The sequence below is a fragment of the Pseudoalteromonas sp. 1_2015MBL_MicDiv genome (assembly GCF_002407505.1).
Taxonomy (GTDB): Bacteria; Pseudomonadota; Gammaproteobacteria; order Enterobacterales; family Alteromonadaceae; genus Pseudoalteromonas; species Pseudoalteromonas fuliginea.
In genome coordinates this window covers 96,275-109,192 of the sequence record NZ_CP012738.1, presented here as the reverse complement: position 1 = coordinate 109,192, position 12,918 = coordinate 96,275, and the positions used below count along the sequence as shown (strand labels likewise).

Annotated in this window: 12 protein-coding genes; all 12 read right to left on the bottom strand. The window is 39.6% G+C overall.

What is annotated here, in order from left to right:
- Positions 1–42 precede the first annotated feature (42 nt).
- The gene (locus AOR04_RS18040; RefSeq protein ID WP_002959120.1) at positions 43–252 is read right to left on the bottom strand and encodes a cold-shock protein; all 210 of its coding nucleotides are present in this window, start codon (positions 250–252) and stop codon (positions 43–45) included.
- A gap of 240 nt (positions 253–492) precedes the next feature.
- Positions 493–1,209 carry a hypothetical protein gene (locus AOR04_RS18035; RefSeq protein WP_096794210.1) on the bottom strand — a complete coding sequence of 239 codons (717 nt, stop codon included), beginning with the start codon at positions 1,207–1,209 and terminating at the stop codon, positions 493–495.
- Positions 1,206–1,946, bottom strand: coding sequence for an iron transporter (locus tag AOR04_RS18030; RefSeq protein ID WP_096794209.1), 741 nt, complete (start codon positions 1,944–1,946; stop codon positions 1,206–1,208). The genes AOR04_RS18035 and AOR04_RS18030 overlap by 4 nt, the downstream gene beginning before the upstream one ends.
- The gene (locus AOR04_RS18025; protein WP_096794208.1) at positions 1,933–2,286 is read right to left on the bottom strand and encodes a cupredoxin domain-containing protein; all 354 of its coding nucleotides are present in this window, start codon (positions 2,284–2,286) and stop codon (positions 1,933–1,935) included. The genes AOR04_RS18030 and AOR04_RS18025 overlap by 14 nt, the downstream gene beginning before the upstream one ends.
- Complete coding sequence (locus AOR04_RS18020; protein WP_096794207.1) at positions 2,279–3,592, bottom strand: ATP-binding protein; 1,314 nt, start codon at positions 3,590–3,592, stop codon at positions 2,279–2,281. Before AOR04_RS18020 ends, AOR04_RS18025 begins: the two co-directional genes overlap by 8 nt.
- Before the next feature lie 26 nt (positions 3,593–3,618).
- Entirely contained in the window at positions 3,619–4,278 is a 660-nt protein-coding gene (locus AOR04_RS18015) for a response regulator (RefSeq protein ID WP_024605199.1), read from the bottom strand.
- Positions 4,279–4,285: 7 nt separating this feature from the next.
- Positions 4,286–4,933, bottom strand: coding sequence for a tetratricopeptide repeat protein (locus tag AOR04_RS18010; protein ID WP_096794206.1), 648 nt, complete (start codon positions 4,931–4,933; stop codon positions 4,286–4,288).
- A 21-nt stretch (positions 4,934–4,954) separates the two neighbouring features.
- Positions 4,955–5,725 (bottom strand): SDR family oxidoreductase, encoded by a 771-nt coding sequence (locus AOR04_RS18005; protein ID WP_096794205.1) that lies wholly within the window; start codon positions 5,723–5,725, stop codon positions 4,955–4,957.
- Positions 5,722–6,411 carry a TenA family transcriptional regulator gene (locus AOR04_RS18000; RefSeq protein WP_096794204.1) on the bottom strand — a complete coding sequence of 230 codons (690 nt, stop codon included), beginning with the start codon at positions 6,409–6,411 and terminating at the stop codon, positions 5,722–5,724. The genes AOR04_RS18005 and AOR04_RS18000 overlap by 4 nt, the downstream gene beginning before the upstream one ends.
- A complete protein-coding gene (locus AOR04_RS17995) occupies positions 6,404–7,873 on the bottom strand; it encodes an AMP-binding protein (RefSeq protein ID WP_096794203.1) in 1,470 nt (489 codons plus the stop codon). Before AOR04_RS17995 ends, AOR04_RS18000 begins: the two co-directional genes overlap by 8 nt.
- Complete coding sequence (locus AOR04_RS17990; RefSeq protein ID WP_096794202.1) at positions 7,870–8,535, bottom strand: thermostable hemolysin; 666 nt, start codon at positions 8,533–8,535, stop codon at positions 7,870–7,872. The genes AOR04_RS17995 and AOR04_RS17990 overlap by 4 nt, the downstream gene beginning before the upstream one ends.
- A 295-nt stretch (positions 8,536–8,830) precedes the next feature.
- On the bottom strand, positions 8,831–12,850 hold the full coding sequence (locus AOR04_RS17985; RefSeq protein ID WP_096794201.1) for a rhombosortase-dependent M36 family metallopeptidase: 4,020 nt from the start codon (positions 12,848–12,850) through the stop codon (positions 8,831–8,833).
- Positions 12,851–12,918 lie beyond the last annotated feature (68 nt).

The following is a 12,918-nucleotide window of genomic DNA, read 5'->3' as shown; positions in this document are numbered from 1 at the left end:
AGCGCCTTAAGCGCTTTTTTTCATTTTACTTAAAAAGTAAAATTATACAGCTGTGATGTTATCAGCTTGTGGACCTTTTTGACCTTGTGAAAGAGTAAACTCTACACGTTGGCCTTCAGCTAAAGTTTTGAAACCTTCGCTTTTGATTGCTGAGAAATGTGCGAAAACGTCTGGGCCATTTTCTTGCTCGATGAAACCAAAACCTTTAGACTCGTTGAACCACTTAACTGTACCTGATACGATGTTAGACATTGTAATATCCTGATATAAAATAAAAAATATGCTCATAAGAGCGGGTGTAGCAAAAAATGAGATGGTACTTTAAAAACTTCAGGACGGTACTACAAGTATTACTTATACAACATCGAAATGGAGATTTATAGCTTACATGCTTTCTTTCTAGCTGCAGCCCACTATATAGATTTTTTAAAACATGTCAAGTACCTATCTATAATCAGAGTAATAAACAACCAAAGTCGCTTTTATTCGTTATTAAAATTCAAACTCTAATGCGAGCCTAAAGCTATGATTTTTTTTTGATTGGCTTATCTCAGTGATAAAACCCGCTTCCCATTTTAACTGTTTTTGTCCATCAAAACGCTGTAAACCTATAAAACCTGGCCCTATACCCACAAAGTCTTCACCTACGTAAACTTCAAGAGAAGGCTGAAAAGCAGAGCGATATCGATAGCGATATTGTGCTCTAAACTCACTTTCCCATTCATTTTTAATGTCTTGCCCCCACTCGTATACTAAAAAGGCATTCATAGTTAAGCTTGTTTTGCCAAACTCTTTTTCGATCACAAAACCCGTAGTTGCTTCATATACGTCTTCATTATGTTTTTTTTCAAACTCAAATAATGCCCCCCAATCGGCCCATAATTTACCTTGCTCAATCAATTGCCAGCGTAACTCAAGCTCATAAGCTTCTAAACCAAAGTCGCCGTTGTCATCTCGCTCACCAACTATGTAACCTTCTAGTGCCATTGTATCGTTAATAGCACCGCCACCACCCAAACGCTGCGCTAATATGTTGCCACTATCTGTTTGGTGCGACACCAACCGCCATTCAAACTCTCGCTCAAAAGGTAAAACATAGGGGTGATATACCTTATCAACAACAATACCATCGGCCTTTGCTGGGATTGAAAGTACCAACAAACAAAAAACGGTAAAGCTAAGCGCTAAATATAGGTTGAGTGCTTTCATACACGTTCCTTAGTTATTGAAGCTGGAATAACGTAACAAAGTAATAAAAATAATACGCTGCTTGTACTATATATAAGTACACTCATTAAATCAGGAGTGGCCTCGTAACCAACCAGAGCACGCAGTACGCGGCCTAGCTCAGAGTTTTCGCTTAACAAATCACGTAAATCCCACACGGTGGCGGTGTTTGTAATTAAATCTATTTGACTTGCCAAATCCAGTGCAACTAATAACTTAGCCGCGCTGTTAAAAGCAAGCAAAGTAAAAAGCGGATACATACCAAAGCGGTACTTAATTGCATTCATTAAAAAGTACAGCAATACACTAAAACTTAAGCAAATCCCACTGCCTAATAAAGTGCCAATAAATAAGCTTTGCCCTGCATCACTATTTTGCCAAAAACTGGTGAGGTAAATAATATAATGGCTTAAATACAATGTTACTGTACTGATAACTGCGATATAAAATGCCGCTGACTTTTGCTTTAGTGCAAATACCAACACAGCAATAAATATAGTAATACAGAGCCCTATTTGTGAGTACTCTAACCCTTGGTGTTCAAACCACTGACTCACCCACGACGCACTTTGCATGTACAAAAACGACATAAGCGCGCCTATTACTAAAGCAGATCCTATTTTTAAAGCGCTTTGTTTTTTAACTACTTGTAGTAGCACTAATAAAATAGCCACAGGTAGCAATTGATTAAGACTCATGACTAAACTAGTTATTAGCATGCTGCGCCTCCTCATCACCAACTATTACAACGCCCCTTGCTGTATTGGGCGAAAACTCACCAAAAAATTCGTAATACCCTTTACTAAGCGGCCCTATATAAATAATGCTTTTACGGTTTGGGTAGAGTACTTTTTCTCTGTTTAGATCAAAGCTATCAAACTCTTCTGGTGTGCTATCTTGGTTTTCTATCAATAGTTTTACTTTTTTATTCGCGGGAATGGTAATTTGTGAGGGATAGAACAAGTGATCTTTCAAAACAATAAGGTACTCTTTACTCGCCGCGTTAAGCGACAAAAATAACAAACAACAAAGGCACTGATTAAATAAACGTTTAGTCACTTTTTACTCCTGTAAAAGTAACCTTAACAGTTAGTCCACCTAAATGACTATTCGCTAAATGAATACTTGCGCCATAAATTGCAATTATATGTTGAACAATCGCCATACCTAAACCGGCACCTTGCTCGCCTGATGGATGCTGATCGCCACCTACTCGATAAAAACGATTGAATATTCGCTCTTTTTGCTCTTCAGTCATGCCCGCACCAGAATCATCAATTTGCCAACTATAGCCGCTATTACTTGATGCTAATTTAATTATAATTTGACCATTATTAGGTGTGTACTTTATGGCATTGCTAAGTAAATTAGCGATGAGTGTGGTTAGTGTAAACTCATCACCATTAATAACAAAATCATCACCTTCAAGACTAATGGTTTGGTTTTTTTCGTCTATCTTGTCGTATTGCTCCGATACGGCTTGCTGAGTAATCGCTAGCAATGATTGGTCGCTAAACTGCCTCTGCCATTGCTCAGGCTGAGTGCGCCCTAAAATTAGCATTTGTTCAACAATATTACTTAAGCGATTAATGCCCTGCGACATAGCTTGTAATTCTTGATGGTCTTGCAGATTACTTTGTTTATTAGCCAAATTATGTACATTAATTTTTAAACTACTAAGTGGAGTACGTAATTCGTGAGCTGCATCTGAGGCAAAAAAGCGCTCCCGTAAGTAGGCCGTTTCTACGCGTTTAAATAAGTCGTTTAAACGATTAATAACCGGTTTAATTTCCTCGTCGGTTACTTGCCAGTTAATTGGCGTAAAATCGTTAGCTTGGCGAGACGCTAACTGCTTAGATAATCGGGTAAGAGGGGCTAATGCGTATTTAACAAAAAAGCTAATAAAAATAGCAAGCAGAGGGACTGCCCAAAGCATAGGTAACATTGCAGATAAAATAACGGCTTCAGCTAATTCAAAACGCTTTGCCATAGGTTCAGCAACGATGACTTTACGGGTGTTTTTACTCATCACAAATACCCGCATACGCTGCCCTGCTACATTGGCCGTTTGAAAGCCCTCGCTAAAACTAATTTGGTTATTTGATAAACTCGATGAGCCACTAAGTAAATTACTATTTTGCCAAATTTGATACAACAACTGAGCGCTATTATTACTTACTTGTACTGCATCTGTGCTTAGTACCAATGGTTGCTCAATTAAAACGCCAGCCACTATTTTAAGTTCATCATCAAGCAAACTTTCACCGTGGTGCATACTTTTTTGATAGCCTTTTACTAATGCTAAAAAGCAAGTTAGCACCATCATTGAAAGTAAAATTAAGGTCAGACGTTTACGAATTGACATTTTCAACCTCGAAAGATAAACACGCTCTAGCGCTTGCCAACCACGTAGCCAATGCCACGTAAGGTTTTAATAAAATCACTAGGGAATTTTTTACGAAGATGATGAATATGCACCTCTATAGCATTAGAGCCAACTTCTTCACCCCATTGGTAAAGTTTGTTTTCGAGTTGTTGTTTTGATTGTACCCTTCCCTGATTTTCCATCAGCGCTTTTAAAAGCATGTATTCTTTTCGCGGCAGTGTAAGTGACTGCCCACTTAGTTTAACTGTATGAGCAGAAGTATCCATTACTACATCACCACAGCGTAATAAGCTTGATTGTGTTTGATTAATACGCCGACTTGCTACACGTAAACGGGCAAATAGCTCAGCGGGGTCAAACGGCTTTGCAAGGTAATCATCTGCTCCCATATCTAGCCCCTGGACTTTGTCATCAATACTGCCGCGAGCAGTTAAAATAACCACCGGAATTACTTTTTTTTGCGCTTTAATATGCTTTAAAACTTGCGAGCCATCGCCATCAGGCAATCCTAAATCGAGAATAACAAGCTCAATCTCACCACTAGAAAGGCACTCTAGGGCGTGTTTTACTGTGCCACTGTGCTCTACGCTGTAGCCCTCTTGGCGCAAAGAGCGAATAAGCCCTTGCGCCACTAAATGATCGTCCTCAACGAGTAATAAATGCATTATGTGTTTATCTTTTTAATTTTTTATCTACTTTTGCCAATAACTGACTTATTGCTTGTTGACGATATTTATCTGCTTTTGCACGAGTATCACGAATCCCAGCAGCTTGTGCTACAAGTAGTCGCGCTTTAGCTTGTTTATAATCGCCTTCGTCATACAAGTATTCACCGTATAAGTAATTAGTATCAATGCCTTCGAGATTAAAAGCGAGCGCTTGTTTAAATAATTTTTCAGCTTTGTCGTCATCACCAAAACCAATTGGCCAGCCAGGTACTTTGCTATAAAGCGTTGCAAGGCTTGCGTAAGCGGAGCCATTTAATGCAGTGCCATCAATCGAGAGTGCATTTTCGAGTGACGCTTTTGCTTCTTTTGCTAAACCAAGTGCGCCCAAGCCCCCTTTTGCGCCAGCAAAGCTGGCTAACACAATGCCATTCCAAATATGTGTTTGCGCCGAGCTCGGGTAGTTTTTAACAAATAATGCGCTTTGCTCACTTAGTTGTGTAAACGCGTCTATTTGCGCATCGTCTTCAAGTTCGTAATTAGCAATTGCCCACTTTTGTTGAATATCGGTTAAGTCTTGTGTTTCATCTGCGTGTACTGCAGTTGCAAATACAGAAGTTAGTATTAAATAAAATGCGAGTGTAAATTTATACATAATTTTGCCCTTGTGTGTTTGTTAACTTAAAAAACGTTTAATTTTAGGAAGTTGCTTTGCAATAGCGTTATCAACAACGCTTGGAAATACGCCATTTATGCGTGCAAATAATTTTTCAGGAAAACCAATAAAGCGCCTTGTTTGGTTTGAACTTATAAGTGCTAATAACTCTTGAGCAACTAATTCTGGCGAGTCCATTTTATTGCCGAGCTCTTTATTCATTGCCCGCGCTTTACTGCTATTAATAGATGTATCTGTTGCTCTTGGTGCTAAATAGGTCACTTTAACGCCTGAACTATTCAACTCACGTGATAACGCTTCTGTAAAGCCACGTAAACCAAATTTACTGGCGCAATAAAGCGTTTGAAACGGGTAGCCAATACTGCCAAACGATGATCCCACGTTAACAATGGTGCCTTTGGTATACGCTAACTGTCCTAAAAATAGTTGGCATAATTTAATAGGCACCGACAGATTGGTAATGAGCATATTATCTATTTGCTCATTACTTGTGTGCTCAAGGCTTTGCATCGTATTTATACCTGCGTTATTAATAAGTAATTTAACGCCGCCGAGTTGCTTGGCTTTTATTGCTAGGTTAATACGTGCTGTATCGTCGGTTAAATCGCCCGTAAATATTTCACTGTCTGGGCATGCACGGCTCAGTTTTTCAAGGGCTTGGGGATTTCGCCCTACAAGCAGTAACTTCCACCCTTTTGCATATAGGGCTTTAGCAATCGCTTGCCCTATTCCGCCTGTTGCGCCAGTTAGCACACATAAAGAGCTACTCATGCCAATTTGCCTTGTGCACTTGCTTTAAAAAACGGTTCGTCATCGAGTCCACGAAATATATCGCCGTATAAACGATAAAAGCGCTTTGCACCATGAAGTATGGCTTGTTGATCCGCCTCGTCTGTTATTTGGTTCATAAGGTTTTCAAAAAACTTTACATGCTCTATATCAAGTGCGCCGTGAGAGGTTAAATAACTAAATGCTTTTTTAGGTAAGCCCACAGCATTCGCAATGTTTGAAGCCGCGCCATCAGCAAGCGCTATAGAAGTGCCTTCAAGCACATGCACCATGCCAAAAAAGCTCAACGGGTTTTTACGTGCAATGGAGTCGTACGCATACGACACCATCATTTCGGTAGCAAATTGCGGCTGACTGCACCGTACTGTTTCTTTGTCAAAACCACAGGCTGCAATATCATTAAGTACCCACTCTTGATGACCTATCTCTTCTTCAATGTATTCTGCGACCGCTTCGCGCAGCCATTCTTGATCGTCGGTTAATCGTGCACCAAGCGACATCATTAATGGCACAGTGTGCTTAACATGGTGATACGCTTGCGCTAAAAACGAGGCGTATTCCTCAAGTGATGCTTCGCCTTTAAAAACACGCTGTATAATCGGCGCTGCAAGTAAGTAATCTTGCTCTTGCGTCGTTTGCTCTTTAAGGATGTTAAAAAAATCACTCATTAATTACTTCTCCAAATTGATAAAATTGCTCAAAAACGTCATGATACTGTTGGCTAATTGCCATTCGTTTTGGGCGATTATTTGTAGTTAACAACCCTTGTTGCACACTCAACGGAGCCGCTAAACGATGCCATTTTTGAATGCGTGCATAATCGGGTAGTTGTTTATTAATTGCGTTAATATATTGCGCTAACACTGGGTTACTTAGCTTTATATCGGCGTAAATAATGGCTGTTAAAAAAGGCCTCCCTTCCCCAAATATAACGGCTTGTAATATGCCACTTTGGCTTAGTAATAGTGACTCAGGCCATTCGGCACTGATGTTGCGCCCCATGCTGGTAATAATTAGGTTTTTTAGGCGGCCCTTAATAAATAAAGTATTGTCACGTTGTTCGACTAGATCACCGGTGGCATACCAGTGGTTTTTATCATGCGGTGGGTGATTCAAATAACCTAAAAATATCTCACCTTTTATGAACAGCTGGCCGTCTTCAATTTTGGTTTGAAGGTGTGGAAGCACTGTTCCTGCACTGTGAAGATTATCGTTTGTTGGCGTGTTTAAGCTGACAACCGATGCGGCTTCAGATAGACCATACCCTTGGTATACCGGTAAATTTAAACGACGCGCTTTTGCGATTAGCATTTCACTAACAAGCGCACCACCAACGGCTATAAATTGTAATGAACTTGGTGGCTGCCAACCTTGCTCAGCAAAAGCAACCAAACATGTTAATAGCTCAGGCACTAAGATCAGCGTATTTGGCTTAACTTTATCAATCGCAGCTATAAGCTGTGCGGGCTGTTTTAATGCAGTACCAACAAATCCTAATTCATTTAACGGCATTAAATGCACTGTACCGCCACTTTTTAAAGGGGCATACACACCGGCTATATTTTCAAGCAATACAGCAAGCGGCAATAAACATAAATGCACAGGCTTTTTAATATTAATTAAAAAGCACAGAGATTGAGCTACCTGCATTTGGCTCTTTGCAGATAAACACACGCCCTTTGGTTGCCCAGTCGATCCTGACGTAAATGTTACTTTTTGAGTTTCTGGAAAATAACTGACGGGTTTAGCTGCAACGATTTCGTAAATATATAATGTGTAACACTCAAATAAAGTAATTGATGCAGCCGGCTCCCCAAATAAAGGGTTTAGTGTGTCGCTCATAAATATATTAGCGCCACATTGAGCTAGTACATATTGAGTTTGTTGTTCACTAAAAAAGTGAGCAATTGGCACAGCCACTTTATTAGAAACCGCAGTAGCGGCATCAATAACAAGCCAAGCTGGCGTATTATCGAGCTTATAAGCGATACATTTGCCGTTAAAGCTATGTAGTATTTTTACTACTTTTTGTATTTGCTGGTTAAACTCACCACCGTTAATTTCAAGTGTTTGCTCTTTATTATGGGCAATAATTAATGGCGATATTGCATGGGTATTATAGTAATTCATACATTCACCAACGCATTTACCAACGCATTTACCAAAGAATTGATACTTGAGTGGTTTTGCTGCATCAAACTATAAAGCATTGGGGTATTTAATACTTGTTGGTGAGCTTGCTCTAAACTCACAACGCATACGGTAGGCTGATTAGCGTAGTAACTTCCCCAACTTAGCGGATGCTCAACAACAAAACTGTTTGCCACAGCAATTTCAGTGCAGTTAACGCCTAGTAAGCGCAGCAGTGCACGTACTTTTTTAGTGGCGCAAAATACTAAATGTTTTGCTCCTACACTTTGCAGGGCTTCATTAACAACAATAAAATGCCCAAGCGTTGCTTTGCGATGTGTAGAGCATAGATTGCCAAGCTCAAATACTTTATTACGCTGTGTGTTCTCAGGTAAAAAATGCTCAATGGGCTGTGCTAAGTATTGCTCTATAAATAGATGAGATGTTGCTTGCCTTAAACCCAATGTGCATTGCCCTTCGTTTGTCGTGTATTGGCAAAGTAATGGCATAAAAGAGGTAAGCGTGGCGTTATAAGCGACTAAAAACCCTTCTTTAACTGTGTTTTCTAACGCACTTCTATGCTCATCATTAACGCGAGCACTAACAAAGCGTGAGTTATTTTGAATATAAACGGGTGATGAAGGTAGGTGTGCTAATTGCATAAACATCGCTCATATAAAGTGTATGTTTGTAACTTAGCGAGCGAAACTTAAAGAAAACTTAAGAAAATAAATATTATATCAACCTACATAAATCTTTGATCAATTTAACGAATTAAATTGCACTATAACGTCGTTAAAAATTTTTATTTAGAACAACTAGATACAAAAACTTTTGCCTAGTTCTAGCGTAATTTTCTTAACGTTAAATAGACCCCATATATAAGCAGATTGGTATTAATCAAATAAAAAAGCCCCTGAATAAATTCAGGGGCTTTTAAATAACGTTTATTTAAACTTATTTACTAACGTTTTTACGACGTCTGTTAAACCACACTAATGGGGTAAGTAATAAAGCAATAAAGCCAACACTACCACCGCTAGATTTCTTCTCGGTTACTGGTACTACAGGAACGGCTTCATTTTTTACCATTACTGTACTTTGCTGAGCTACAGTTGTCGTCCCATCACTTACCGCAACCTCAAATACAAGTTCTTCATCTGCATTTATAGAGCCAGGTGTGAAAGTCAATATTGCTGTATCTATACCCGACAGTGTTGCCGCTGTGCCACTAACTTGCGTCCAAGCATAAGTTAATGCATCACCATTTCTATCTGTGGCAGTCGCTGTAATAGTGCCAGTGCCAGACTCAGTTATTTCTGCTGAATCACTCTCAACAAGTAGCAATGGCATCGCGTTATCACATGATGTTACAGCGTCTCCTGCGACTACTTTAGAGAATACAGGCGATAACACGTTAGACATTGTTAGATTATCAATCCACCAACCAAAATCAGCAACAGCCGAATCAGATGAAATACGGAAACGAATTTTAGCTTGGTTACCATTTAAAGCATTGCCAAAATTAATTGTTTCGTAGTTGCCAAAAGCCCCATCGTCTTGAATATTACGTCCTGTAAATGTATTTCGCTCTTGGAGTGCTTGAGAGGTATTTTCAATTAGTGGGCCGTTATAACCAACACTAAATTCCCCACCCACTTGCGTTACATCCGTCCACTCGCCATCATTAACACTAATTTCTACAACACCACCATCCCAATTCTCTTCAATGAGGTAAAGGTGCCAAAATGATATTACAAAATCACCTGAGTAACCTATTTCAAACGATTTAGACTCAACCGCCACATCAGTTTGGAAGCTATTGTTATTTAAAAACATTGCCTGAGCGCCTAACCCAAAGCCCGCAGCATCAAAAGTGGTTATATTGCCACTGTTATCCATGCTCTGCGTACCGATAGCAGCATCCCCACCAAACATTACATTTTCGTTTAAATCAAATAATGAGGCAGCCGACACTTCCATATCATCTGAAACAGTAGCACTAACAGGTGCTTCATCTTCAAAATCTATATTTACAGTGAATGAAATTGAATCTTCTAGTGCTTCAACAATATCATCATCCGTTTCAAGCTCAGGGAAGGTTACTGCTATTTCTAGTGTTTCAGCGGTGCCTGCATCATTTAAAGTAATAGTGATAGCGTCACTTGTTGATACTGCAAATGGTGCTGTTTCAGCAAAGGTAACTAACCCATCATTTTCAAGTGTTACATCATGATCGCTGATTACCGTTAACTGCGCTTTAGTCCCAGTTAAGGTTTCACTACCACGGTTAACAATGCTTACACTAATAGAGCCTGTTTCACCTTTATCTAGAATATTATCGTTAGTACAATAACCAAGCTCAGCACCGTTATATGCGTTATTAACGATCACGTCGCTTAACGCGAATGTAGCAAGCTCAGATTTATCAGATTCAACAACCCCCGTTAAATCATTACTGAAACGCTCTGGCGCTTCAGCTCCTAATCCCATGCCACGCTTAGCAAATGCTCCTAAAATTAATTTATAATCAGCAGGTTCAACAGCATAAGCAGCGGCTAAAATGGCATCACGCGCTTCAGTGTAAAGCGGAGCTACTGGCGTTAATTTATAACCAGCAACAAGGTAGTCAGCCATGCGGTTTTGAGCTTCATCAAAACCATGTTCGTTAATTAATGCTACATAACTTTCCCATAACATCGTTGCCCATATTTCGCCTGCGGCATGTGGAGAAGCTACACTTGTTGGTGTAATACCAATATCAGCGCCTGCATTTTCTGTAATATGGCGGAATGATAATGCATTTACCTCGATATCAGTTGAGTAAGGTACGCGACGAATACCGTAATAAAAGTCCTCTACAAATGTACCGCTACCATATGCCTTTTGGAATTTATCATTGCCTGTAATGTTAATATCATCAGCTTTAGCAATAAACATTAGTGAATGGAAGTCCCCCCAACCCTCGCCCATTGCGCGACCTTGGAAGTTAATTAAACCAGATGAGTTACCCACTAAACGGTTACTGATATAGTGTCCCCATTCATGAGCAATAATACCATTATCAAACGTACCATCTTTTAATGTTGCTTTAGTAAACATATCTACAGAAACAGTATCGCCCGCAGCCATTAAGTCATACATAGCATGACCATCAGCGTAATTTAATCCCATATTTGGAATAGTAACTGCATCATCTTCACCGCCCATTGGCGCTGGCTCATCTGTGTCTGGGTCATTATTTACAACAATTGCTGCTATTGCGCCCGCATTTTGTGCATTTTTTACTTTAATTGTGAAAGAACATGAGCCGCGATCGACTAACGCTATTTTACCTGCAAGATCTGCGGCATTTATAGCGGGCTCACACCCATCATTAATACTTGTTGAATCGGCTGTATTACCATCGTCTAAGCGAACAACATCCCCTTTAATATCACTAAATTGATATTGACCAAAGCCTGACTCTTGTGTTGAATCTAATAAACCTAAAGTCGCATGCGAAGTAACTGTAATACCAAAATCAACACCGACTTGTGCATCTTTACTATTGTATAAATACATTTGCATACGAGGGCTTGCACCATCTGCAGGTGTCGACATATTAGCATTGTTACGTCCTGAATTATCCTGCGCTTGTGCTTCAATTGGATCGCCTTCTATGCCTCCACGTTCAAAATTAGATAGCTGCGCAACATTTGATGTTTCATCAAAGCCGTGATCGTAGAAAAAATCATGTAAAAAGTTATTCATATAAAATAAATTAACAATTGCGGCTTTTCGATTAGCGAAACTATTGGCAACTTGATCTACTTGGTACGGATAATCAAATGTCAGATCGGCTGTGGTATCAGCTGTAAAGTCGCCTTCACTAAAATCTTGTGGCGCAACAACATCAGCATAAGCAAATACATTGTTGCCCGATGTAGTTGTAGCATCATCAGCTAACCATGGATCCATTGTGCTTAATTTACTGTAATAAGATAACGCAACCATTGGCGCGTCTAAAATTTCAGTTTCATCAACTTGATTAGGCCCATCAGCTGGAATTACATCACCATGAGGGCTTTCCATTGGGTAGCCATCTTGATTGGCATACACGCGATAATTAAAGTCGGCTGCATGTGATTTCAAGTCTTTCTTAAAATAAACTTTGTTATTTTGAGTGCCAATTACATAGCTATAATAGTCGCTTTCAAGCGCATTTTTATCCGCAACTTCGACTTCAACATAATATGCTGACTCTAATTGTCCTGCGACTTCAAAAAATACTTTCTTCGCGCGGGGTTCACCTAATATAATTTTAGAATCATCACCTGAGGTGGCCTGATATTTAGCATATCCACCTTCTTCGCCAATCTTACGAAGCGATGCATTAATACCAGCCAATTCCATAAGTGCAGATTTAATGCTTTGCTCAGCATTTACAAAGCCACTCAAAGCCGCAAATGATTTTTCAGCTGACGACGTATCCGCAAAATAACCAGAGCCAGCCACAAGGTTAAACTCTTTATCCATTATTAAGTTGAATTCACGATTAAAAACATCAATACCATGAACCTGCTGTTTATACTTTGCGACTATTGAGCCTCGCTTTTGCTCATGCAAATCAGTCATTACTGCTGATGATATTGTGCTTTTCTGACTGCTAATACCAGTTAGAGATTCTAAATAAAGATCCGCTGCATATTGGTTTCGTTTTGCAGGCTCAATAAGCGACATATTTGGCGCCTTTTGCCCCACCGCTTGCCATAAAAATGTGGCTTTACCCAATTGTTTGTCATAAATAGAACGATGACCAGATACTGTCGTTCGCTCAGCTAGTGCGCGTTGCTGCATTGCCGCTGGTGCTATTGCTTGAGTTTGAGAGTTTGCAGTTACATCAAAGTATTGCGCTGATTCAGCTGCGGTTAGTTGTCCTGCGTATAAAGTAGCTGCAACAATTGTTGCTACTGTGGTTAGTTTGAAATTAGACATAAAACACCCTGTTTATATTTTGTAATTTTTGTTTATTAAATGTATTTTAAATGTAATACCAAATGACA

Bases quoted from the DNA above. Each gene is read 5' to 3' on its own strand.
- AOR04_RS18040 (WP_002959120.1), bottom strand. From the start codon at position 252: ATGTCTAACATCGTATCAGGTACAGTTAAGTGGTTCAACGAGTCTAAA.
- AOR04_RS18035 (WP_096794210.1), bottom strand. From the start codon at position 1,209: ATGAAAGCACTCAACCTATATTTAGCGCTTAGCTTTACCGTTTTTTGT.
- AOR04_RS18030 (WP_096794209.1), bottom strand. From the start codon at position 1,946: ATGCTAATAACTAGTTTAGTCATGAGTCTTAATCAATTGCTACCTGTG.
- AOR04_RS18020 (WP_096794207.1), bottom strand. From the start codon at position 3,592: ATGTCAATTCGTAAACGTCTGACCTTAATTTTACTTTCAATGATGGTG.
- AOR04_RS18015 (WP_024605199.1), bottom strand. From the start codon at position 4,278: ATGCATTTATTACTCGTTGAGGACGATCATTTAGTGGCGCAAGGGCTT.
- AOR04_RS18010 (WP_096794206.1), bottom strand. From the start codon at position 4,933: ATGTATAAATTTACACTCGCATTTTATTTAATACTAACTTCTGTATTT.
- AOR04_RS18005 (WP_096794205.1), bottom strand. From the start codon at position 5,725: ATGAGTAGCTCTTTATGTGTGCTAACTGGCGCAACAGGCGGAATAGGG.
- AOR04_RS18000 (WP_096794204.1), bottom strand. From the start codon at position 6,411: ATGAGTGATTTTTTTAACATCCTTAAAGAGCAAACGACGCAAGAGCAA.
- AOR04_RS17995 (WP_096794203.1), bottom strand. From the start codon at position 7,873: ATGAATTACTATAATACCCATGCAATATCGCCATTAATTATTGCCCAT.
- AOR04_RS17990 (WP_096794202.1), bottom strand. From the start codon at position 8,535: ATGCAATTAGCACACCTACCTTCATCACCCGTTTATATTCAAAATAAC.
- AOR04_RS17985 (WP_096794201.1), bottom strand. From the start codon at position 12,850: ATGTCTAATTTCAAACTAACCACAGTAGCAACAATTGTTGCAGCTACT.